The sequence below is a fragment of the Amycolatopsis sp. NPDC004368 genome (genome assembly GCF_053602515.1).
Map to the genome: position 1 here is coordinate 67429 of NZ_JBSGDT010000010.1, position 21539 is coordinate 88967.

The following is a 21539-nucleotide window of genomic DNA, read 5'->3' on the forward strand; positions in this document are numbered from 1 at the left end:
TCCGGCACATCCCGCGTGAGGTGGGTCCCGGCTCCCTCTGTAGGACGAGCCCGGCTTTACGCCGTTCGTCCTACGGCACCGGGCCGCACCGGAGTTAACCTGCGGTGAGCAGGAGGGCCGCGCCGATGGGGCGTCATTCGACGGTACGGAAACGCAGCCGGCTGCCGGTGGTGCTGGCTGTCTGCGTGCTGCTCGTGCTCGGCGGCGCCGTGTGGACCGCGGCCGCGCTGGAGCGCCGCTGCACCGCGGCGCACGTGCTCGTGACCGCTTCCCCCGAGGTCGCCCCGGTGCTGTCCGCGGCCGCGCGGGGTATTTCGAAGCAGGGCCTGACGACCTCGTGCCGGACGTACGAGATCCGGCCCCGCGCCACCGCGGACTTCGACCCGCTTGCCGGCGACCGCGGTCAGGTGTGGGTGCCGGAGTCGACGATCGCGTTGCTCCGGGCCCGGCAGCTCGGCGCGACGGACGTGCCGGACTCGGGGCCGTCGGTGGCGAGCTCGCCGGTGGTGCTCGCCGTGACCGACGGTGCCGCGCGCGGCCTCGGCTGGCCAGGGCGTGCGCCGACCTGGACGGACGTCGTCGACGCCCCGGGTGCCGTGCTGACCACGCCGGATCCGGTGCGCGACCCCGTCGGCACCGCGGCGCTGGTCGGCCTGCGCGACGCGGTGGGCGCCGCGCCCGATCCGGCGGGGGCGTTCGCCGCGGTGCTGCGGCGGTTCACGGTGGGCGGCGCCGGGGGAGCGACGGCGTACCCGGCCGCGGAGAGCGCGGTGGTGCGGCACAACGCCGAGACACCGTCGGCGCCGCTGGTGGCCGTGTACTCGCCGGGCACGCCCGCGCTGGACTACCCGTTCGCGCGGCTGAGCGGGGCGAGCGCCGAGCAGAGCGCGGCAATCGACGCGCTGCAGCAAGCGGTGCTGACCGGGCGGGCCGTCGAACAGGCCGGGTTGCGCGTGCCCGGGCGGGCGCTGGCCGGCCACGCGGACGACCCCCACGTCACGGCGGCCGCGCAGCGCAGCGCGCCCCTGCCGTCTGCGGCGGATCTGGGGGTGCTGCTCACGCAGTGGGCGGGCGTGAACCTCGACGCTCGGGTGGAGGTGCTGCTGGACGTCTCGGGGTCGATGCAGGCGCGCGTGCCGGGGACGAACCTGAACCGGATGCAGGTGACCGTCGCCGCGGCGCAGCAGGCACTGCGCTTGTTCCGGCCGTCGACGCAGCTGCGGGTCTGGGAGTTCGCCACGCGGCTGGACGGCGCGAAGGACTACCGTGAGGTGCTGCCGCTCGCGCTCGTCACCCAGCACCTCACCGAAGGCGACCTGGCGCGGCTGGCCGCGGTGCGCGCCATCCCCGGCGCGGGCACCGGCCTGTACGACACCGTGCTCGACCTCTACGGCTCCGCCCGGCGCGACTGGCGGCCGGGCGTGCTCAACGTGGTGATCGTGATGACCGACGGCCGCAACGAGGACTCCGCCGGCCTCACCCGCGAAGCGTTCCTGGCCGGGCTCACCCGGCTGGCCGACCCGGCGCACCCGTTGCCGGTGATCGCCATCGGCATCGGGCCGACCGCAGACCAGGGTGAACTGTCCGCCATCACCGCGATCACGGGTGGCGGCGCCTACGTGACCCGCGACCCGACGAAGATCGGCGAGGTTTTCTACGCGGCGCTCGCGCAGCTCACCCGCCGTTGAGCGCGGCTGTCGGGCGGCTTCGGCGGAGATCTGTCTGCTATAACCACCTGGGACGAACGTCGTCGTCATGCCGTGGGGGCACCGGCGATCCGAGGGGGAGGACGGCTTGGACGAGATCGGGTTGGCCGAGGCCATCGAGCACCTGCGCGACCAGCTGGGGCTGGCGCAGGACGCCGGGCAGAACCACCAGTTCCGGTTCGAGGTGCTGGAAGTCGAAGTCGAACTGCTCGTCGAAGCGCGGCGGGAGAAGACCGGGAAGGTCGATTTCAAGGTCGTCGGCGGGGACGCGAAGGGATCGAGCGCGAGCAGCCACAAGGTCAAGCTCAAGCTCAACGTGAAGGACGCGGCGCTCGGCGGCCAACGCGCGGAAGTCGCCAGCGGCAAGAGTTTCGGCATGGAGTAGCCGGTGCAGCGGACGAGCCTCGTCGACATCCGGGTCGGCAGCGGTGCGCGCAGCACGAGCGTCGGCTCCGGGTACCTGATCGGGCCGTCCCTGGTGATCACGGCGCGGCACGTCGTCTTCGGCCGGCGGGCCGGCGGTGAGCCCGGGGGCTCCGCGGACGTGATCAAGGTCAGGGTGGGCCACGTCGACGACGAGGCGTCGCTGCACCGGTCCGAGGCGACGGTCTGCTGGCAGAGCGCGGACGTCGACGTCGCTTTGCTCAGGCTCGCGAGCCCGGTGCCGTGGCGGCCCGGGGTTCGCTGGGGCGCGCCGGTCACGAACGCGAGCCGCGAGTACTCCGGTGTCGGTTACCCGGACTTCGCCGTCTACGACGACAACGTCCGTTCCGTCGAGCAGCTCGGCGGCCGGCTGGATCCGCTGTCCTCGGGCCCGAACGGCACCTACGTGCTGCACCAGGGTGCGTCGCCCGATGTCCGCGCAGGGCACGAGTGGAGCGGCATCTCCGGCGCGGCCGTCTTCTGCGGCGAGCTGCTCGTGGGCATCGTGGTCCAGGACGACAACGACCACGGGAACCGGCGACTCTACGCGACGCGGGTGCGCAAGCTCTTGCAGGATCCCGAATTCGTCGCGCTCGTCGAAGCGGAAACGGGTGGGCCGGTCGACCTCGAGGCGGTCGAGTTCCGCCACCTGCTGGAGCCCGCGCCGCCGCGCCGGGAGTTCGCCGCGCCGAGCATGGTGCTGCGTCCGGACGCCGAGGCCGTGCCCTTCCGGGGCCGTGCCGCCGAGCTCGACGAACTGACGAGCTGGTGCCTGGACCGCAGCCGCTTCAGCGTGCACGCCGTCACCGGTCCCGGCGGTCAGGGCAAGACCCGGCTCGCGCGCGAGCTGGCGAGGCGGATGCGTCGGCGCGGCTGGGTCGCCGGCCTGGTCCGGCGCGACGCGAAAGTCGGCGAAACCCTGGCCGGCGTCCAGGAACCCGCGCTGCTGATCGTCGACTACGCCGAGACCCAGCCGGAGCTGCTTCGGAATCTTTCGGCCTGGGCGGGCGGGGCCACGCGCCCGGTGCGGTTGCTGTTGCTCGCCCGGGCCCGCGGTGAGTGGGAGCGGACCGCCGAGCTCCGCGTGCGGACCGAGACCAGGCTGCGGGCGCTCGGCGAAGACGGGGGCTGGTTCCGCGAGATCGCGCTAGGACTGGCCCGCCACCTGCCGGCGGTCGACGGGTGCGACGGGGTCGAGTGGTCGCGCATCGCGGCGGACCTGGTGGCCCCGCCGGCGTCGACGCGAGGCGAGACCGCGTTGAAGGTCGAGATGGGCGCCCTCGCCGCGCTCCTGCGCCACGGGCTGGACGGCCAGGACCTGGCGAGCGACGACTCGGTCGAAGACGAGCTGCTGTACCACGAAAACCGGTACTGGCGCGCGCGTGCGGCCGAGTCCGACCTCGGCAGGCGGGCGGGCCCGATCCTCACCCGGGCGGTCGCGGCCGCGGTGCTGTGCCCCACCCGCACCCGGACGGAGTCCGAGCAGACCATCGCACGGGCGTTGCCCCGGGACACGCCCACGACCGTCGAAGAGGTGGTGCGGCTGGTGCGCGATCTGTACCCGCCTCCGGCCGAGCGCTACTGGGGTCAGCTGGAACCGGACCGGCTCGCGGAGTTCCTCGCGAGCACCGAGGTCCTGGCGGACGAGGAGTTCCTGCCGAGCCTGTTCACCGGCGCGACGGACGAGCAGCGCACGAACACGCTGACGGTGCTGGCTCGCGCGGCGGTCGCCCACGCCAACGACGGGCGCGCGGAGCAGGCCGCCGGCATCGTCGTGGCGCTGCGCACGGTACTCGCTCGGCCTTCGCCGGACGCTCCGTTGACGGCCGCGATGATGCGCGCGCACTCGGACGCCCTCCCGGAGAAGTCGCACGTGCTGCGCGACTACGCCCTCGACGTCGCGGTGCGGCTGCGCGACCTGACCGAGGCCGCCGACGGCTCGTCTTCCCGCGACTACGCCGCGGCACTGCAGAACCTGGGCCGGCGCCATGCCGCGGTGGGCAACTGGGCGGCGGCCGTGCAGGCGTCCGACGAGGCGGCGAAGATCCGTGCGGTGTGGGCGGACTCGGCCGGGTCGACCGCCGATCGCGCCGCGCACGCCGAATCGCTGGTCGCGCTCTCCGAGGCGGCGCGTCTGGCCGGGGATCGGCAGGTGGCCTACCAAGCGGGCAGTGAGGCGCTGACCATTTCCCGCACCTTGATCGCGTCGTCCAGCGGCGTGGATTCCTTGCCGTACAAGGTGGGCCTGGCGCGAACGCTGATCACCCTGTCGCCGGTGCTGTGGCAGCTCGGGATCGAGGACATCGCCTACACCGACCGAGCCCGGTCGGTCGGCTACGCCGCGGAGGCCGTGGAACTCGCGAGGGAAGTCGTCGACGCGGATCCCGAACTGGCTCCCGACTTGCTCGCCAAGGCGCTCGACGAACACAGCTCGAACCTGTGGCGGTCGAGCAAGTTCACGGAGACCTCGATCCCGAGCAAGCAGGCAGAGGCGGCGGCGCGGTCGCTGGCCGCGCAGAACCCGGACGCCTGGAACGCGGATCTCGCCGACGCGCTGCTGGGTTTATCGGTGTCGCTGGAGGATGACGACCGGGACCGAAGGATGCAGTTGACGCGGGAGGCGATGGCTCTGCTCGAGCCCCTGTCCGAGGACCTGCCCGCAGTGCACGAGCGCCCGCTGTCCCAACTGTGGCACAACCTCGCCTGCGACCAACGCGCAAACCGGGAACTCGACGGTGCGCTGGACTCGATCGGCCGGGCGATCGAACTGCGTGCGCGTGAGGCGGGCGTGGGAACAGCGATCACCAACCACGCTCACTCCCTGCAGATACGCGGCCGTATTCACCGGGACGCCGAGCGTTTCCCAGAAGCATTGGACACCTTTGCCGAAGCTCACCGGATCACCGACCGGGCTCTCGGCGGGCTCAGCCCCGGCGCGATCAAGGTGCGCGCGGACATCACCCTCGATCTCGCCTGGGCGTATTTCGGACTGCGGCGACCCGCCGACGCGGTCACGGCCCTGGACCGGGCCATCACCGAGTTTCGCAAGCTGACGGACCATGCGCCTGAGGTCTACACGGCGTATTACGCGGGCGCGTTGCACGATCAAGCGGACGTGCTGGCGAACTACGATCGGACCGCACAGGCACGGACCCGGTGGCGCCAGGCCATCGCGCACTACCGCCGGGTCACCGACGCCGAGGAATGGGTGACCGAGTCGCTGGCGCTGGCGCTGCTCGATCTCGGGTTGGGCTACACGTCGCGCGCCTCCACCGTCGGCCGCGCCGTGGCACCTCTTCGTGAGGCACTTCGTCGATGGACGTCGCTGGCGTCGCGGAACCCGGCCCACAGGATGCGGCTGGCGGACACGTGCGCATACCTGTCGCGAGCGCTGATCATGACCGGGCAGTTCGCGGATGCCGTTCCGATCGTCGAGCACGAGATCTCGGTACGGCGCGAATTGCTCGCCGACGGTGAGGACCGTGCCGACCTGTGGCTGTGCCACGCCTTGCTCCGTGCGGCGGAGTCCCGGGCGACGACAGGCCGGGGGGATGATGCCTGGGAGGCTGTCCTCGAAGCGCAGCGGCGGTGCCGAGCAGCCGTGCGCGGTTCACCTACGGATGTCCAGGCCTTCTTGTTTCATCGACTCGCCCGTGCGGCGAATTTGTGTGCCCGCCTCGATCGGTATTCACCGGAGTCGGCTTGGGGGAAGGCCATGCTGGCCGAGCAGTCGGCGGGACGCGCGGTCGCACTCTACCGAGAAGGGGTCGACGATTCCGGGAACATCCGGGACCAGGGCCTGTTGAACGAATCCGTCACACTGCTCGCGGAAATTCTGAAACGCCTGGGACGGCACTGGGAGGCGGTCGATGTCGAACACCGACGAGGAGATGGATACCGTGGGCTCGCTACCCGATGACGACGCGGACAAGTCGGCCAACGACATTCTCGAAGAAGAAAAAGCCCGTGACGGGTCGGCGAAGTTGTTCTACGGCAACGTCAACGAGTTCGTGACCGAGCGCCTGGTTTATCTGTACGCGCGGCCGCTTTCGCAATCCGGGTCGGTGTGGTGCCCCGAGTGGTACCGGCACGCGGAGGCGTTGTCCCGCCTGGACTCGATCTGGCGCGCTTGGGAGAACCTGCGGCTCGACCCGGGGTTGGGCATGTCGGCGTGGTGGCTGCACCACGCCGACCCGAACATGCGCGTGCTGCTGGACCCGGTCACCGGACCGTTCGCGTCGTGCGTCGACGGCCACCACCACGTCGAACCGCTGCCCGTCATGACGCCGCCGGAGGGGCTGTTCTACGACCAGCGCACGGAAGGCGACCCGCTGGGCGGGCATCCGCTCTCGCTCGACTGACGGCTCGGCTCGGCCCGCGGTGTGCGGGCCGAGCCGGCCCCTTTCCTCGGCCCCGCATCCGGATTCGACCGGTGCGGTGCGGCCGCACCTGTTCGCCCACCCCCAGCGCTGTCCCGGCGGCAGTCTCTTGGCGTCTTGCGCCGTGCAGGTGAACCGGTATATTGGTAAGTCCATTAGTCAGCGCCTAGGAGTGGACATGCCGAAGGTCGTGTACGTCGACGACACCGGCGCGGAGCGGGCGGTCGACGCCTCCGTCGGCGAGAGCGTCATGAGCGCGGCCGTGCGCGCGGGGGTGCCGGGGATCATCGGCGAATGCGGGGGCTGCCTTTCGTGCGGCACGTGCCACGTGTGGGTGCGCGACGAGTACCGGGACCAGGTCGGCGAGGTCGGTGACATGGAGGACGACCTCCTCGATCTCGCGGTGGGGGACCGGCGGGCGGGCAGCCGGCTGTCGTGCCAGATCGAGGTGACGTCGGAGCTCGACGGGCTCACCGTCGACGTGCCCGGCGAGCAGGTCGTCTGACCTCGACGCGGGGAACTCGCCATTGCCAGTGGTTCAATGGTCTGATATTCAATCCTATAGCGTCTTCGTGATCGCCGGTGTGAAAGGACTTCAGCGTGCTCCGAACAGAGATCAACGAACTGCTGACGCAGACCGGGCCGGGCACCAAGATGGGCGCCCTGTTCCGGCGCTTCTGGCAGCCCGTTCTGCTGGCCGAGGAGCTGCCGTCGAACGACTGCCCGCCGGTGCGGGTCAAGATCCTCTCGGAGCGGCTGATCGCGTTCCGGGACTCGGAGGGCCGTTACGGCCTGATGGACGAGTTTTGCGCGCACCGCGGCGTCTCGCTCTGGTTCGGCCGCAACGAGAACGGCGGCCTGCGCTGCCCGTACCACGGCTGGAAGTACGACTACACCGGTCAGGCGATCGAGGTCCCGAGCGAGCCCGAGACCAGCAACTTCTGCGCCAACGTCAAGCTGAAGTCCTACCCGATGATCAAGCGCGGCGACGTGCTGTGGGCCTACTTCGGCGACCCGGAGGCGCAGCCGCCGCTGCCGGAGTGGGAGTTCGTGACCGTTCCGGAGGGGCAGGCGTTCACGTCGAAGCGCTTTCAGGAATGCAACTGGCTGCAGGCGCTCGAAGGCGGCATCGACTCCAGCCACGTCACGTTCCTGCACTCGGGCAGCCTCGACAGCGACCCGCTTTTCAAGGGCTCCAAGGGAAACGCCTACAACCGGGCGGACCTCAAGCCGTTCTTCGAGGTCGTCGACTACGAGGGCGGGCTGCTCATCGCCGCTCGCCGCAGCGCGGAGGAGGGGCACTACTACTGGCGCGTGACGCCGTGGGTGCTGCCGAACTTCACGATGGTCCCGCCGCGCGCCGACCACCCGATGCACGGCCACTTCTGGGTGCCGATCGACGACGAGAACTGCTGGGCCTGGAGCTTCGACTACCACCCGACGCGTCAGCTGGACAGCGACGAGGTGTCGGCCATGCGGGCCGGGCTGGGGGTGCACAGCGCGAACGACGAGAACTACCGGCCGCTGGCGAACAAGGACAACGACTACCTGATGGACCGCGACGCCCAGCGGCGTGGCGAGACCTACTCGGGCATCAAGGGCATCGCGTTGCAGGACTCCTCGTTGCAGGAGTCGATGGGGCCGATCGTCGACCGGACCAAGGAACGCCTGGTGGCCACCGACGCCGGCATCATCAAGGCGCGCCAGAAGCTGCGCAAGGCCGCGCTCGCGCTGGCCGAGGACGGCGTGGAGCCGGTCGGCAACCGCCCGCAGGACCAGAAGGTGCGCTCGGTCGCCGTCGTGCTGCCCGCCGATCAGTCCTTTGTGGACGGCATCGGTGAGGCGATGGTCGCCAAACCCGGCGTCCCGCAGACGACGGTCTGAGACGGCGGGCAACGACGTGGTGCACAGGGGTTTGGTCAGCAGCTGCGCGCGGGCGGCGACCGCTGAGGAAGCGGCTTTCCGGATCGACTACCCGCTGTCGGCCGCCCGCAACACGCGGGTGGTGGCGCTCGACGAGGTGGCCAAGGGCATCGTCGAGCGGGCGTCGGGGCTGCAGTGGGCGCAGGCGCGGTTCTACTCGGTCTCCGGCACCGGCGACGAGCTGGTCACCATGGCGGGTGCGAAGGTGGCGCTCGTCGACGAACTGCGCGACAGCAACACCGTCATCCTGGTCTCGACCACCGGCGAGAACGCGGATGCGGCGGCCACCATCGGCGCGGCCTGCACGGTGCGCGGCATCATGACGGCCGGTCTGGTCGCGACCCCGGACCAGGTGGCCAACGAGGCGTTGTTCTCGCTGCGGCCGCACGCCCGGATCCTGCTGGTGCCGGCCGAAGAGGACGACCTGGTCGAACTGCTGAGGGCGACACGCGCATGAGCGGCGAAACCAAGATGACCATCCCGGCCCTGCAGGCGATGAAGGCGCGCGGCGAGAAGAGCGTGTCCGTCGTCGCCTGGGACTACCAGATGGCGCGCATCGCCGACCGGGTCGGCGTGGACATCGTGTCGGTCGGCGACACGGTCGGCGTCAACCTCTGGGGGCAGCCGCACCCGCTGGAGATCACCTTCGACGAGGTGCTCGTGGTCGCGAAGGCGGCCCGGCGGGGTGTGACGCGGGCGCTGCTCAGCTGTGACTTCCCGTTCGGCCCGCTGCAGCAGGGCGCGGCCAGTGCCGTCGACGCGGCGATCCGGCTGGTCAAGGAAGCCGGGGTCGACCTGGTGAAGCTCGACGGCGCGGCCGACTTCCCGGAGGCGGTCGAGGCCGTGACCCGGGCGGGCATTCCGGTGTTCGCGCAGTTCGGGATCACGCCGCAGACCGCGCTCAAGTACGGGATCGAGTACTCGGCGGCCAGCGTCGCGCAGGTGCCCGACGGGATGCTCGACGAGCTGGTCGCCGAGGCCGAGCGGCTCGAATCGGCGGGTGCGGTGGCGCTCAACTTCACCAACTCCGGGCCGGTCGTCGGGCCGGCGGTGGTCGAGGCCGTGTCGATCCCGGTGCTCGGCGGGTTCGGCGGCGGGCCGTGGCTCGACGGGCGGATCCGCATGGCGACGGCGGCCATCGGCTACAACGCCGCGAACGTCGACAAAGAGCCCGACACGTATGCCAACGTCGCGCGGATCGTGTTCGACGCCCTGACCGACTGCGCCGCGGACATCCGCGGGGGCAGGCAGATCCGCGGGGGCATCAAGGTGCCCGGAACCGAAGCACAGAACTGAGGGGTACGAGCATGCCCGTGGTCGTGCTGGACGGGATCGCCACGCGGTACGAGACCGTCGGCGACGGGCCGCCGCTGCTGATGTTCAGCCCCGGCGGCTTCGATTCCGGTTTGGACAACTGGACGAGCTTCGGGCGCTACCGTGAACTCGGTTTCCTCGACGCGTTCGCACCGGAGTACACCTGCGTCGTTTTCGACCGGCGCGAGTCGGGGCGCTCGGGTGGCCGGATCGAGCGGCTGGAGTGGCCGGTCTACGTGCGCCAGGCGCTCGCGCTGCTCGACCACCTCGGGATCGACGCGGCGCACACCATGGGCGGCTGCGTCGGCTGCTCGACGGCGGCCGCGCTCGCCGTCGCGGCACCCGAGCGCGTGCGCAGCACGGTGTTGTTCTCACCGGCCGGCGGGCCGCGCTACCGGATGGCGCAGCACCGCCGGTTCGTGCAGCACCTCGCCTTCGTCGCCGAACACGGACTCCCGGCGGTCGTCGACCTGGCCCGCTCGACGAGCGCCGGCTTCAGCAAGGACCCGCGGGTGGGCCCGTGGGCCGCGGTCCTGCGCAGCGACGAGACTTTCGCGAAGGAGTACGCGGCCTTCGACCCGAAGCGGTACGACCTGCTCGCGACGGGTTCCGTGCGCGGCCTCTTCGACCGCGACACGGTTCCGGGGGTGGAGCCCGAGGATCTGATGACGTGTGACGTGCCCGCGTTGATCGTGCCGGGGCAGGACGCCTCGCACGCGCCGTCGGCCGCGCGCTACCTCCAGGAGTGCCTGCCGGTGCACGAGTACTGGGACGTGCCGGTCGACGAGCAGACAGCCGCGACCGCGCCCGCGCGGGTCCTCGAATTCCTGCGCGGGCACGACCGGTGACTCGGCTCGTCCTGCTGCGTCACGGCGAGAGCACCGCCAACGCGGGGGACCTGTTCGCCGGGCACCTCGACGTCCCGCTGACCTCGGCCGGCGTCGGCGAAGCGCGTGCTGCCGCGGAAGGCCTGGCCGGCTGGGTGCCGGACGTCGTGTACTCCTCGCCCCTGGCCCGGGCCGCCGACACCGCCGCGATCGTGCGGAGCGTGCTCGCGCCGACCGTCGCCACGGTGTACCACCCCGCGCTGGTCGAGCGGCACTACGGTGTCCTGCAAGGGATCGGGCGGGCCGAGGCGCGAGCACGGTTCGGTGCCGAAGCGGTCGCGTGCTGGCGGCGGTCGCCGGATGGCGTGCCGCCGGGCGGCGAAAGCCTGGAGATGCTGCACGAGCGGCTGCGGCCGTATTGGCTCGAAGAGTTGTTGCCGTTGCTGGAATCGGGCCGCTCGGTGCTCGTGGTCGCGCACGGCAACTCCCTGCGCATGCTGCTGGCCCACGTGAGCGGGCTGGACCTGCGGGAGGCGATCGGCGCCGAGGTGCCGACCGCCGTCCCGCTCCGGCCGGAGCTCAGGCTTCCAGCGCGCTGATCTGGTCGATCCGGTCCTGGTGCCGCCCGCCCTTGAACGGGGTCGAGAGCCAGAGTTCGAGCAGTCGTTCGGCTTCGTCGTCCGAGATGACCTTGGTGCCGATCACGAGCATGTTGGCGTTGTTGTTGCCGCGCGAGATCTCCACCATGAACGGGGTGTGCCCGAGCCCCGCGCGGATGCCGCGGATCTTGTTGCAGGCGATGACCTCACCCTGGCCGCTGCCACCGAGCACGAGGCCGGCGTCCGCGCGGCCGTCGGAGACCCGCCGGCTCACGTCGGCGCACAGCGGCGGGTAGTCGACGGTGTCCGTGGCGCTGTGCGAGCCGCGGTCGTCCACCTCGTGACCGTGGGCGGTGAGCCAGGTCGTGAGGCGCTGCTTGAGGTTCACGCCGTGGTGGTCGGCGGCGATCGCGATCCGCACGGCTCAGCCCACCAGGTCGCGGGTCGCGGGCGCGAACATCGAGTCGACGTCCACCGGTTTCGTCAGGATGTGTTGTGCCGCCGCCTGTTCGGCGAGCAGCTCGAGGATCGCGCGGTTGGGTTCGATGCCGTACGGGAGCGGGTCGGTGCCCGTCTCGGCCATGACCCGGGCGTACAGCCGGTCGTCGGCGGTCCCGACGACCCCCGTGCGCAACTGCTCGACGTAGCGCCGCTTCGACTCGGCGAAGGCGTCGAACACGGCCTTCGCGACGCCCGGGTGTGCGTCGAGCACCTCGTCCTTGACGACAACGAGGTGGTTGATCGGGTAGAACCCGCGTTCGCGCAACGCCGTGAACCCGGCTTCGTCGGGATCGGCGATCAGCGGGACGACGTCGGGGGAGTCCACTCCCGTGTTGACGACCGCGTCGAGTTCCCCGGCCAGCAGCATTTTGTCGAGCTTCTCGCCCGGCCCGGCCGGCTCGACGTTCGCGGGCGGGCGGTAGGACTCCACGTGCTCGTCACCGCTGAGGACCCAGGTCACCGAGTCCAGGTCGAGGCCGTGTTCCAGCGCCAGGATCGCGCGTGCCCACACGCCGGTGGTGACCGTGTACCCGCGGTTCACGCCGACGCGTTTCCCCGTCAGATCCCGGGGTTCGGTGATACCGGAGTCCTTCCGCACGAGGATGGTGCCGTGGTGGAACCCGCGGACCAGGAAGACGGGCAGGGCGGTGAAGCGCACGCCGTGCTCGCGCGCGGTGAGGTAGGTCGTGAGCGCCATCTCGCAGACGTCGTAGGCGAGCTCGCGGACCATCCGCCGGAACCCGTGCACGAGGACCGGTTCTTCCTTGAACGCCAAGGGGAAACCTGCGGGGACGACCTCGCCGTCCTTCAGTGCGCGGTTGTTGCCCTGGGTACGCGTCACGGTCAGCAGGTGCTCGGCCATGCGGCTCCTCGCTTCGTCATGGTGGACTACCTCGCCGATGGTATATTGGGCTGTCCATTCTGCCAACGAGGGAGATTCGATGGTCCAGACTGTGCAGGCGGCCGTCCGCGTCGCGGCGGGTACGACGGAGATGCAGGAGTTCGAGCTTCCGTCGATCGACGAGGATTCCGCCCTGTTGCAGGTGGAGGTCGCGGGGATCTGCGGGACGGACGTGAAGATGTATGCCAGCCCGCCCGTGGTGATCCAGGGCCGGGTGATCATGGGCCACGAGAACGTCGGGGTCATCGCGCAGGCCGGGTCGCGCTTCAAGCAGCGCCACGGGTTGTCCGAGGGCGACCGGGTGTTCGTGGAGCACTACGTCGGCTGCTTCAACTGCGAATGGTGCCGCCTCGGTGAGTACCGGCACTGCGAGGCGACGGACTGGCGGACCAACCCGGACGGCCGGCGGTTCGGGTACACGTCCGCGGAAAACCCGGGCACGCTGTGGGGCGGGTTCAGCGAATACATGTACCTGCCGTGGAACTCGGTGCTGCACAGGATTCCCGACACGGTCACGCCGGAACTCGCCGGCATGGTCATGCCGCTCTCCAACGGCATCGAGTGGGCGCTGCTCACGGCCGGGGTCGGGTACGCCGACACCGTGCTGATCCAGGGCCCGGGCCAGCAGGGTCTCGCGCAGCTGGTCGCGGCCAAGACCGCCGGCGCCGCCCAGATCCTGGTCTCCGGGACCACGCGCGACAAGCACCGCTTCGACCTGGCCAAGGAGCTCGGCGCCGACGAGGTCATCGACGTGCTCACCGAAGACCCGCGCGAGAAGGTCATGGACCTCACCGGCGGCCGAGGCGTCGATTTCGTGCTCGACTGCACCTCGCGCGCGGGCACGGCGCCGGTGCTGCTCGGTGTCGACGTGCTCAAGCGCCGCGAAGGCACGCTGCTCATCCAGGGGGAGCTGGCCGCGTTTCCGGATTTCCCGGTCAAGAAGGTCACCGAGAAGGCGATCACGATCAAGTCCGCGCGCGGGCACTCGTTCCGCGCCTGCGAGCTCGCCGTCGACCAGCTCGCCTCGCGCCGCTTCCCGCTGGAGAAGCTCGCGACCCACCGCTACGGCATCGACCAGGTCGATCACGCCATCCGCGTGCTCGCCGGCGAGACCGACGAGGACGCGATCCACATCTCCCTGATGCCGTCGCTGGTCGGCCGGACCGGTGGGGCGGTCGTGCGATGAGCGGGATCGTCGTCACCAACCCGCCCCGGACCGGCCCGGAGACCCGCGACGGCCTGGGCCGGTTCGGGGTCGCCACGATTCACGAAGCGCAGGGCCGCACCGGCTTGATGACGTCGTCGCTGAACCCGATCTACCCGGGTGCGCACGTGGCCGGCACCGCGGTGACGGTGAGCGTGGCTCCGTGCGACAACTGGATGATCCACGTGGCCGTGGAGCAGTGCCGGCCCGGCGACGTGGTGGTCGTGGCGCCGACCTCGCCGTCGGACGCGGGGTACTTCGGGGAGCTGCTGGCGACCTCGCTCAAGGCGCGCGGGGTGCGCGGCCTGGTCATCGACGCCGGCTGCCGCGACATCGCCGAGCTGCGCGAGCTGTCGTTCCCCGTGTGGTCGCGCGCCGTGTCGGCCGAGGGCACGGTCAAGGAGACGCTCGGCTCGGTGAACACCCCGGTCGTCTGCGGTGGCCGCCTCGTCGAGCCGGGTGACGTGATCGTCGCCGACGACGACGGCGTGGTGGTCGTGCGCCGCGCCGACGCAGCCGACGTCCTCGCGGCTTCCGTTGCCCGCGAGGAAAAAGAGGCCAGGCTGCGGGCGCGCTACGCGGCGGGCGAGCTGGGTCTCGACGTCAACTCGATGCGCGAGCGCCTGGCGCGCAAGGGTTTGCGGTACGTGGAGCACGACGAGTACCTCAAGGAGGTGCGCGCGAAGTGATCATCGACATCCACGGCCACTACACGACCGCACCACCCGCGTTGAAACAGTTCCGCGACGCCCAGCTGGCCGGCGGGCGGCCGACACTGGCGCCGGTGAGCGACGACGAGCTGCGCGCGAGCGTCGAAGGCAACCAGCTGCGGGTGCTGCGCGACCGCGGCGGCGACCTGATGCTGTTCTCTCCCAAGGCCTCCGGCATGGAACACCACGTCGAGGACGCCGGTGTCGCGGACGCCTGGGCGCGGGCGTCCAACGACCTCGTGCACCGCGTCGCCGAGCTCTACCCCGAGCACTTCGCCCCGGTCGCGCAGCTGCCGCAGACCCCGGAGGGCAACACCGGCGGCGTCATCGGCGAGATTCGCCGCACCGTGGAAGAGCTCGGCTTCGTGGGCGTCAACCTCAACCCGGACCCGTCCGGCACCTGGGCGGGCAAACCGCTGACCGACGAGTCGTGGTTCCCGCTCTACGAGGTCCTGACCGAGCTCGACGTGCCCGCCATGGTGCACGTCTCGACGGCGTGCAACCCGAACTTCCACACCCTCGGCGCGCACTACCTCAACGCCGACACCAGCGTGTTCGTGCAGCTGCTGCAGTCGAAACTGTTCGACCGCTTTCCCGGTCTGCGCCTGGTGATCCCGCACGGCGGGGGAGCGGTGCCCTACCACTGGGGCCGCTACCGGGGCCTGGCGATGCGCAACGGCTGGCCCGACCCGGCCGAGCTGCTGCGCAACGTCTTCTTCGACACCTGCGTGTACCACCAGCCCGGCGTCGATCTCCTGCTGAAGGTGTTGCCCGCGCAGAACCTGCTCTTCGCCTCCGAGATGCTCGGCGCGGTCCGCGGCGCCGACCCGGAAACCGGCGTCGAATGGGACGACACCAAACAGTACGTCGACCGCGCCGGCCTGACCGCCGAGGACTCGGCGGCCGTGTACGAACACAACGCCCTCCGGGTCTACCCCGGGCTCGACCGGCGGCTCGCCGCCTCGGAAAGGTGATCCGATGAGCCGGCTGCACCTCACGTTCGCCTGTGGCGACTACGACCGCACGCGCGCCCTCGAGGACGGGTCGATCCGGCCCGACGGCATCGACCTGACGTACCTGCGGCTCCCGGTCGAGGAGACGTTCTTCCGCATGCTGCGCCACGGCGAGTTCGACGCGTCGGAGATGTCGCTCTCGACCTACGTCGCCTCGCTGGACCGCGACCCGGCGCCGTTCGTCGCGCTGCCGGTGTTCACCTCGCGGATGTTCCGCCACGGCGGCATCTTCGTGAACACCGCCGCGGGCATCGAGAAGCCGGCCGACCTCGTCGGCAAACGCGTCGGCACACCCGAGTTCCAGCTCACCGCCGGCGTCTGGATCCGCGGCATCCTCGCCGACGCGTACGCCGTGCCGCTCGACTCGGTCACCTACCTCACCGGTGGCCAGGAAACGCCGGGGCGGATCGAGAAGGGCGCCGTCTCGACCCGCTTCGACGTCCAGTCGATCCCGGCCGGGCGGACCCTGGCGGACATGCTCGCCACCGGCGAGATCGACGCCTTGCAGAGCCCGCGGATCCCGAGCTCGTACGGCACCGGCGACGGCCGGGTCGCCCGCCTGTTCCCCGACACCGTCGCGGCCGAGAAGCAGTACTACGCGGACACCGGGATCTTCCCGATCATGCATGTGGTCGCCCTGCGCCGCGAGGTCTACGAGCGGCACCCGTGGGTCGCGCAGTCGCTGACGAAAGCGCTCACCGTGGCCAAGAACGAGGCGTACGCCCGGATCTACGACGCCTCGGCCCTGCGGTTCATGGAGCCGTGGCTGAACCAGCACCTGGAGGACGCGCGGAGCCTGCTCGGCCCCGACTACTGGTCCTACGGGCTCGAGGCCAACCGGCACGTGCTCGACGTGTTCCTGCGCTACCACCACGAACAGGGGCTCTCCTCGCGCCTGCGCTCCGCGGAGGAACTGTTCGCGCCGGAGTCCACGGAGTCCTTCGTCATCTGAGGAGGCTCACGCCGCGCGCAGGAGTTCCTTCAGCGCCACCTCGGTGTCGGCCGCGACGTCCGGCGGGACGGTGCGGCCGGCTTCGAGGAGCTTGCGCACGGCCATGTAGTCGCGGGGCGCGTTCACGGCGTCGATCGCGACGAGGCGGCCGGCGCGGTAGTAGAAGAGCGAGAACCGTTCGCTGCCGGGATCGCCGCGCAGCACGGTTTCGTCGTAGCCGCTGTTGATCCCGGCGATCTGGAGCTTCAGATCGGCCTGGTCGGACCAGAACCACGGGACGCCGGTTGCGGGCGCGGCCAGGCCGAGCAGGCTCGCGGCCGCCGTCTTGGCCTGCGCGATGGCGTTGGGGACGGACTCGAGCCGGAGGGTGCCGTGGTCGGGGTGCGCGAGGATCGTGCAGTCGCCGGCGGCGACCACGCTGGGGATGCTGGTCCGGGCAGACTCGTCGACGACGATCCCGCCGGCGCACGCGAGGCCGAGCCGCTCCGCGAGCTCGGTGTGGGGCACCAGGCCGATCCCGACGACCACCACGTCGGCGGCCAGGGTGCGGCCGTCGGTGAGCCCGACGCCGGTCACCCGGTCGCGGCCGAGGAGCTCGGTCACCCCGGTCGACAGCACGACTTCCGTGCCGCGCCGCCGGTGCGCGGCCAGGTAGAAGCCCGACATCTGCGGTGCGACGGCGCGGGCGAGCAGCCGGTCCGCGGCTTCGACCACAGTCACGTTCTTGCCGGCGGCGGTGGCGGCCGCCGCGGCCTCGAGCCCCACGAAACCCCCGCCCACGACGACCACCTCGCGAGCCGCCGCGAGCTCGTGCCGCAGCGCCGTCGCGTCGTCGACGTCACGCAGGTAGTGGACGCCGGCGAGCTCGCTCCCAGGGATCCGGAGGCGGCGTGGGGTGCCGCCGGTGGTCAGGGCGAGCCGTTCGAACTCCACCGTCCGCCCCGACCGCGTGACCGCGAAGCCACTGCCGAGGATGGGCTCGGTGACGGTGATCTCCTCGATCCACTCCCCGCGGACGAGGTCGATCCGCTCGGCGTCGTAGAAGTCCCGGCCCCGCAGGGCCAGCCGCTCCTCGGGCAGCTCCCCCTTGAGGAACGCCTTGGACAGCGGCGGGCGCTGGTAGGGCAGCCTAGTTTCCCCGCCCAGCAACGTGATCGGTCCCGACGCGCCGAGCTTGCGCAGCGACGTGGCCAGCTCCACGCCCGCCTGGCTCGCGCCCACCACCAGGGTGCCGCTTCCCTTCACCGCCATGCCTTCACCACCCAGACACTCTGTCGGCCGTAACGTTCCCTCGAACGCTGCCGTTGGCTAGTCCATTAGACCTTAGCGGAAGACGGCGTCGGGTGCGAGAGGTGTTCGCGAGGGTGCTGCGGGCCTGCCCGGCCCTACTGCCCGGTGCTACTCCGCCTCGTGTGACACGCGCTGCGCGGTCCGGGCGATGTGCTCGCTCATGACCCGCTGCGCCGCGGCGAGGTCGCGGGCGCGGATGGCGTCGGCGAGCTCCCGGTGTTCGCCGACCCCGCGCGCGCCCATGATCGGGGCCTGTTCCCGGGCTTCCCGCAGGGACATCAGGAGCGGGCCGTGGAAACTCTGGATCAGCATCGTCAAGGCGGTGTTGTGGGCGCACTCGGCCAGCCGGATGTGGAAGCGCGCCGAGATGTCCACTGTGTACACGCCCTCGTCGACGGCGGCCTGGCCTTCCTCGACGAGCTTGAACAACGCGTCGATGTCCTCGTCGGTCGCGCGCTCCACGATCAGGGGCAGCGCGCCGATCTCGACGATCTTGCGGGCCTCGGTCACCTCGCCGGCGGTGAGCACGGACATCGAGAGCAGGTCGGCCAGGCCCTCGCCGACCCGGTCCGTGCTGGGCGCGGTGAGGAAGGCTCCGCCGTGGGCGCCGACCCGGATGGTGACGAGCCCGGTGGCCTCCAGCACGCGCAGGGCCTCGCGCACGGTGACGCGGCTCACGCCGAAGCGCTGGCACAGGTCGCGCTCGCTCGGCAGCCGGTCGCCCGGGGCGAGGGAGCCGTCGCGGATCAGGACCTTGATCTGATCCACGATGACCTGGGACACCCGCGACGTGCTCACCCGGCTGAAGAGGTCGTCCTTTTCGCCGCGCCCTTGTGCAGCCATGTCTCCACCTCGTCGTTGTCGATGCCGGAAATGCACCGTAGTTTAACAGTCAATGGTCTGACCTTACGGCACTAGGCCTGGTCAGAGGGGACGGTCGTGTTCCGGTCGGTCACGACCTGGTCAGAAAACTCAGTTGGACCATTGCTTTGGACTGACAATTAGTCCTACGCTCCCTGCCATGCTGAGCCGAGACAAGCCGGCACTGTCCAGAACGGCAGGCCGTGATGCTGCGCACATCGATGTGGGAGCCACGGGCGGGATCGCACACCTCGAGGCCCGAGGTGTCTCGATCGACTACGCCAAGCCTGGGTCGAAAGAGGTGACGACCGCCGTCGAGCAGTGTGACCTGACGTTGGCGCGGGGCGACTTCGTCTGCCTCGTCGGGCCGTCCGGCTGCGGCAAGACCACGTTGCTCAACGCGGTCGCGGGTTTCGTCTCGCTCGCCGACGGTGATCTGGAGCTCGACGGCCGGCCGATCCCCGGCCCGGGGCCCGACCGCGCGATGGTGTTCCAGCACGCCAACCTGCTGCCGTGGCGGACCGTGCAGGCGAACGTCAGCTACGGCCTCGAGCTCACGAAAAAGGTCACGAAGCCCGCGGCCAAGCAGCGCGCCGACGAGCTGCTGGAGCTGGTCGGGCTGGCCGGCGTGGGACAGCAGTACCCCGCACAGCTCTCCGGCGGCATGCAGGCCCGGGTCAACCTCGCCCGTGCGCTCGCGGTCGAGCCGGAGATCCTCCTGCTCGACGAGCCGTTCGCCGCGATCGACGCGCAGACCCGTGAGGTGCTGCAGGTCGAGCTGCTCAGGGTGTGCGCCGCGCGTGACGTGACGGCCTTGTTCGTCACCCACGACATCACCGAAGCGGCGTTCCTCGCGGACCGGGTGTGCGTGTTCAGCCCGCGGCCCGGCCGCATCGTCAAGGAGATCACGGTGCCCTGGGCCCGCCCGCGGTCGCACGAGATCCGGCGGACGCGGGAGTTCTCCCAGCTGCGCGACGAGATCGCCGACGTGCTCTACGGGGCCAAGACCGGCGACGCGGAAGGAGCCCGATGAGCGTCACCTCTTCGTCCAGGCCGGCCTCGCCGATCGAGTCCCGGCCGGCGCGCCGCAACCCGCGCGCGGGCCAGGCGGTCCGCCGGCGGCTTCCGTCGTGGCTCGGCGAGCAGCGCCTGTTCGGCATCGGCGCCGTCGTGGTCGTGCTGATCGCGTGGGAGGTCGTGGCGCTGCTGCGGATCCAGCCGCAGCTGATCCTGCCCGGGCCGGTCGACGTGATCAACGCCTTCGCCGCGATGATCCAGGGCGGCCAGATCTGGATCGACCTGTGGACCAGCGCCCAGGAACTGCTCGCCGGCCTCGCGCTGGCGGCGGTGATCGGGCTGCCGGTGGGGCTGCTGATCGGCTGGTACAAGCGCATCGCCTGGGCGCTCAACCCCTTCGTGAACTTCCTCTACGCCACACCGCGCATCGCGCTGACGCCGCTGCTGATCATCTGGCTCGGCATCGGCAGCTCCTCGAAGATCGCGATCGTCTTCCTGATGGCGCTGTTCCCGGTGCTCATCAACACCGCCCAGGGCGTGCAGTCGCTCGAACAGGGAACCGTCCGCGTGGCGCGGTGTTTCGGGGCGAGCGACCTCCAGCTCTTCCGCACCGTGGCCCTGCCCGGCACCGTCCCCTTCATCGCCAGCGGCATGCGGCTCGCGGTGGGCCAGGCGCTGATCGGTGTCTTCGTGGCCGAGCTCAGCGGCGCGCAGCACGGTGTGGGCATGACGATGAACACCGCCGGCCAGCAGTTCCAGACCGCCACGGTCTTCGCCGGCCTGTTCATCTTCGCCGCGGCCGGGGTGATTCTCACGGCGCTGCTGCGCCGGGTGGAGAACCACTACGCGGCGTGGCGCCTGAGCAACGACTGACGTTTCCGTCCCCGCCCATTCCCAGAAGGACAGAACAATGAAGTTCAAGTCTGGCGCCTTCGGCGTCGCCCTTTCCGCGGCGCTCGCGATGTCGGCGCTCACCGCCTGCGGTGGTTCGTCGGACGCCGGAGCCGGTGGTCCCATCACGGTCAGCTACAGCGAAGAGGTCGCCGACGAGCTGCCCCTGTGGATCGCTTCGGAGGCCGGTTACTTCAAGGAGCAAGGGCTCGACGTCAAGCTCATCAAGCTCGACAGCAACCAGGGGTACCCGGCGCTGATCTCCGGTCAGACGCAGCTCGCCTCGATGGGCGGGTCGCAGATCGTGGCCGGCACCGCGGCCGGCGGTGACGTGAAGGTGCTGGCCGCGCTCACGCCGGTGCTGCCGTACCAGATCTACGCGGACGTGCCGACCGCCGCGCAGCTGCGGGGCAAGAAGATCGGCTACACCACGAAGAGCGGCTCGCAGTACATCGGCACCCTGCAGGCGCTGAAGAAGCTCGGCATCAACCCGACCGACGTGAACCTCGTGCCGCTCGGCTCGGTCACGAACGTCAACAACGCGCTGCTGGCCAAGACCATCGACGCCTCCGCCACGCACCCGCCGGCCAGCCTGAAGTTCTCCGACGCCGGGCTGCACATGGTGATCGACATGGCCAAGGAGAAGATCCCCAACATCAACGTGGGCATCTCCAGCACGTCGGAGTACCTCAAGGACCACCCGGACGTCATCGGGAAGTTCATGGTCGGCCTCAAGAAGGGGTTCGACCGCGAGCGCACCGACGAGGCGTACTCGACGAAGATCCTGGGCGCCCACCTCGGGGTGACCGACCAGCGGGCGCTCGACGCGACCTGGAAGTACTACGCGGGTGAGGTCCTCACCGACCCGCCGGTGGCGACGGTGGACCAGCTCAAGTCGTCCCAGCAGTCGCTGGAGGGCTCGGTGAACGGGGTCGACAAGGTCGATCTGGCGTCACTCATCGACTCGTCCTTTGTGGACAAGGCCTTCGCCAAGTAGGTCACGGGGAAACGCGCGGTGCCGGGTCGTT

At 70.5% G+C, this 21539-nt stretch carries 21 protein-coding genes; 17 read left to right on the forward strand and 4 right to left on the reverse strand.

The annotated features are described in order from the left end of the window. Positions 1-125: 125 nt before the first annotated feature. The 10 genes from ACWEOE_RS16890 (at position 126) to ACWEOE_RS16935 (ending at position 11171) form a co-directional block, all read left to right on the forward strand. A complete protein-coding gene (locus ACWEOE_RS16890) occupies positions 126-1688 on the forward strand; it encodes a VWA domain-containing protein (RefSeq protein ID WP_452009627.1) in 1563 nt (520 codons plus the stop codon). Positions 1689-1794: 106 nt separating this feature from the next. Next, a complete protein-coding gene (locus ACWEOE_RS16895) occupies positions 1795-2091 on the forward strand; it encodes a trypco2 family protein (protein WP_452009629.1) in 297 nt (98 codons plus the stop codon). Positions 2092-2094: 3 nt separating this feature from the next. After that, positions 2095-6048: a trypsin-like serine protease gene (locus ACWEOE_RS16900; RefSeq protein WP_452009632.1), complete on the forward strand. Its 3954-nt coding sequence runs from the start codon at positions 2095-2097 to the stop codon at positions 6046-6048. Beyond that, a complete protein-coding gene (locus ACWEOE_RS16905) occupies positions 5999-6490 on the forward strand; it encodes a DUF4913 domain-containing protein (protein ID WP_452009634.1) in 492 nt (163 codons plus the stop codon). Before ACWEOE_RS16900 ends, ACWEOE_RS16905 begins: the two co-directional genes overlap by 50 nt. A 196-nt stretch (positions 6491-6686) precedes the next feature. Next, positions 6687-7013 (forward strand): 2Fe-2S iron-sulfur cluster-binding protein, encoded by a 327-nt coding sequence (locus tag ACWEOE_RS16910; protein WP_452009636.1) that lies wholly within the window; start codon positions 6687-6689, stop codon positions 7011-7013. Between the two features lie 95 nt (positions 7014-7108). Further along, positions 7109-8392: an aromatic ring-hydroxylating dioxygenase subunit alpha gene (locus ACWEOE_RS16915; RefSeq protein WP_452009639.1), complete on the forward strand. Its 1284-nt coding sequence runs from the start codon at positions 7109-7111 to the stop codon at positions 8390-8392. A gap of 31 nt (positions 8393-8423) precedes the next feature. Beyond that, positions 8424-8888, forward strand: coding sequence for a hypothetical protein (locus ACWEOE_RS16920; RefSeq protein WP_452009642.1), 465 nt, complete (start codon positions 8424-8426; stop codon positions 8886-8888). Further along, positions 8885-9727 carry a 3-methyl-2-oxobutanoate hydroxymethyltransferase gene (locus ACWEOE_RS16925; protein WP_452009645.1) on the forward strand — a complete coding sequence of 281 codons (843 nt, stop codon included), beginning with the start codon at positions 8885-8887 and terminating at the stop codon, positions 9725-9727. The genes ACWEOE_RS16920 and ACWEOE_RS16925 overlap by 4 nt, the downstream gene beginning before the upstream one ends. An 11-nt stretch (positions 9728-9738) precedes the next feature. After that, positions 9739-10593 (forward strand): alpha/beta fold hydrolase, encoded by an 855-nt coding sequence (locus ACWEOE_RS16930; protein WP_452009648.1) that lies wholly within the window; start codon positions 9739-9741, stop codon positions 10591-10593. Next, positions 10590-11171, forward strand: a complete 582-nt coding sequence (locus ACWEOE_RS16935) for a 2,3-bisphosphoglycerate-dependent phosphoglycerate mutase (protein ID WP_452009650.1) — start codon at positions 10590-10592, stop codon at positions 11169-11171. Before ACWEOE_RS16930 ends, ACWEOE_RS16935 begins: the two co-directional genes overlap by 4 nt. Here ACWEOE_RS16935 and ACWEOE_RS16940 read toward each other — a convergent pair. Both ACWEOE_RS16940 and ACWEOE_RS16945 read right to left on the reverse strand, forming a co-directional pair. Continuing rightward, positions 11152-11592 (reverse strand): RpiB/LacA/LacB family sugar-phosphate isomerase, encoded by a 441-nt coding sequence (locus ACWEOE_RS16940; protein ID WP_452009652.1) that lies wholly within the window; start codon positions 11590-11592, stop codon positions 11152-11154. The genes ACWEOE_RS16935 and ACWEOE_RS16940 overlap by 20 nt on opposite strands. Before the next feature lie 3 nt (positions 11593-11595). Next, a complete protein-coding gene (locus tag ACWEOE_RS16945) occupies positions 11596-12534 on the reverse strand; it encodes an ABC transporter substrate-binding protein (RefSeq protein ID WP_452009655.1) in 939 nt (312 codons plus the stop codon). Positions 12535-12613: 79 nt separating this feature from the next. On the opposite strand from ACWEOE_RS16945, the gene ACWEOE_RS16950 reads away from it, so the two are divergent. The 4 genes from ACWEOE_RS16950 to ACWEOE_RS16965 are packed head-to-tail and all read left to right on the forward strand — an operon-like array spanning position 12614 to position 16452. Next, complete coding sequence (locus tag ACWEOE_RS16950; RefSeq protein ID WP_452009657.1) at positions 12614-13759, forward strand: zinc-dependent alcohol dehydrogenase; 1146 nt, start codon at positions 12614-12616, stop codon at positions 13757-13759. Continuing rightward, the gene (locus ACWEOE_RS16955) at positions 13756-14466 is read left to right on the forward strand and encodes a 4-carboxy-4-hydroxy-2-oxoadipate aldolase/oxaloacetate decarboxylase (protein ID WP_452009659.1); all 711 of its coding nucleotides are present in this window, start codon (positions 13756-13758) and stop codon (positions 14464-14466) included. The genes ACWEOE_RS16950 and ACWEOE_RS16955 overlap by 4 nt, the downstream gene beginning before the upstream one ends. Beyond that, entirely contained in the window at positions 14463-15461 is a 999-nt protein-coding gene (locus ACWEOE_RS16960) for an amidohydrolase family protein (RefSeq protein ID WP_452009661.1), read from the forward strand. Before ACWEOE_RS16955 ends, ACWEOE_RS16960 begins: the two co-directional genes overlap by 4 nt. Before the next feature lie 4 nt (positions 15462-15465). Beyond that, entirely contained in the window at positions 15466-16452 is a 987-nt protein-coding gene (locus ACWEOE_RS16965; protein WP_452009662.1) for an ABC transporter substrate-binding protein, read from the forward strand. Between the two features lie 6 nt (positions 16453-16458). Here the strand turns inward: ACWEOE_RS16965 and ACWEOE_RS16970 are convergent, their stop codons facing one another. Next, positions 16459-17703: an NAD(P)/FAD-dependent oxidoreductase gene (locus ACWEOE_RS16970; protein ID WP_452009664.1), complete on the reverse strand. Its 1245-nt coding sequence runs from the start codon at positions 17701-17703 to the stop codon at positions 16459-16461. Between the two features lie 147 nt (positions 17704-17850). Further along, a complete protein-coding gene (locus ACWEOE_RS16975; protein WP_452009666.1) occupies positions 17851-18585 on the reverse strand; it encodes a FadR/GntR family transcriptional regulator in 735 nt (244 codons plus the stop codon). Positions 18586-18763: 178 nt separating this feature from the next. Here ACWEOE_RS16975 and ACWEOE_RS16980 point away from each other — a divergent pair, with 178 nt between their 5' ends. From ACWEOE_RS16980 to ACWEOE_RS16990, 3 genes are read left to right on the forward strand one after another with little or no spacing between them, the layout of a single operon-like run. Next, complete coding sequence (locus tag ACWEOE_RS16980; RefSeq protein ID WP_452009669.1) at positions 18764-19636, forward strand: ABC transporter ATP-binding protein; 873 nt, start codon at positions 18764-18766, stop codon at positions 19634-19636. After that, positions 19633-20493, forward strand: coding sequence for an ABC transporter permease (locus ACWEOE_RS16985; protein WP_452009671.1), 861 nt, complete (start codon positions 19633-19635; stop codon positions 20491-20493). Before ACWEOE_RS16980 ends, ACWEOE_RS16985 begins: the two co-directional genes overlap by 4 nt. Positions 20494-20530: 37 nt before the next feature. After that, positions 20531-21508 carry an ABC transporter substrate-binding protein gene (locus ACWEOE_RS16990; RefSeq protein ID WP_452009674.1) on the forward strand — a complete coding sequence of 326 codons (978 nt, stop codon included), beginning with the start codon at positions 20531-20533 and terminating at the stop codon, positions 21506-21508. Positions 21509-21539 lie beyond the last annotated feature (31 nt).

Bases quoted from the DNA above. Each gene is read 5' to 3' on its own strand.
- ACWEOE_RS16890 (WP_452009627.1), top strand. From the start codon at position 126: ATGGGGCGTCATTCGACGGTACGGAAACGCAGCCGGCTGCCGGTGGTG.
- ACWEOE_RS16905 (WP_452009634.1), top strand. From the start codon at position 5,999: ATGTCGAACACCGACGAGGAGATGGATACCGTGGGCTCGCTACCCGAT.
- ACWEOE_RS16910 (WP_452009636.1), top strand. From the start codon at position 6,687: ATGCCGAAGGTCGTGTACGTCGACGACACCGGCGCGGAGCGGGCGGTC.
- ACWEOE_RS16925 (WP_452009645.1), top strand. From the start codon at position 8,885: ATGAGCGGCGAAACCAAGATGACCATCCCGGCCCTGCAGGCGATGAAG.
- ACWEOE_RS16930 (WP_452009648.1), top strand. From the start codon at position 9,739: ATGCCCGTGGTCGTGCTGGACGGGATCGCCACGCGGTACGAGACCGTC.
- ACWEOE_RS16945 (WP_452009655.1), bottom strand. From the start codon at position 12,534: ATGGCCGAGCACCTGCTGACCGTGACGCGTACCCAGGGCAACAACCGC.
- ACWEOE_RS16950 (WP_452009657.1), top strand. From the start codon at position 12,614: ATGGTCCAGACTGTGCAGGCGGCCGTCCGCGTCGCGGCGGGTACGACG.
- ACWEOE_RS16955 (WP_452009659.1), top strand. From the start codon at position 13,756: ATGAGCGGGATCGTCGTCACCAACCCGCCCCGGACCGGCCCGGAGACC.
- ACWEOE_RS16965 (WP_452009662.1), top strand. From the start codon at position 15,466: ATGAGCCGGCTGCACCTCACGTTCGCCTGTGGCGACTACGACCGCACG.
- ACWEOE_RS16970 (WP_452009664.1), bottom strand. From the start codon at position 17,703: ATGGCGGTGAAGGGAAGCGGCACCCTGGTGGTGGGCGCGAGCCAGGCG.
- ACWEOE_RS16975 (WP_452009666.1), bottom strand. From the start codon at position 18,585: ATGGCTGCACAAGGGCGCGGCGAAAAGGACGACCTCTTCAGCCGGGTG.
- ACWEOE_RS16980 (WP_452009669.1), top strand. From the start codon at position 18,764: ATGCTGAGCCGAGACAAGCCGGCACTGTCCAGAACGGCAGGCCGTGAT.
- ACWEOE_RS16985 (WP_452009671.1), top strand. From the start codon at position 19,633: ATGAGCGTCACCTCTTCGTCCAGGCCGGCCTCGCCGATCGAGTCCCGG.
- ACWEOE_RS16990 (WP_452009674.1), top strand. From the start codon at position 20,531: ATGAAGTTCAAGTCTGGCGCCTTCGGCGTCGCCCTTTCCGCGGCGCTC.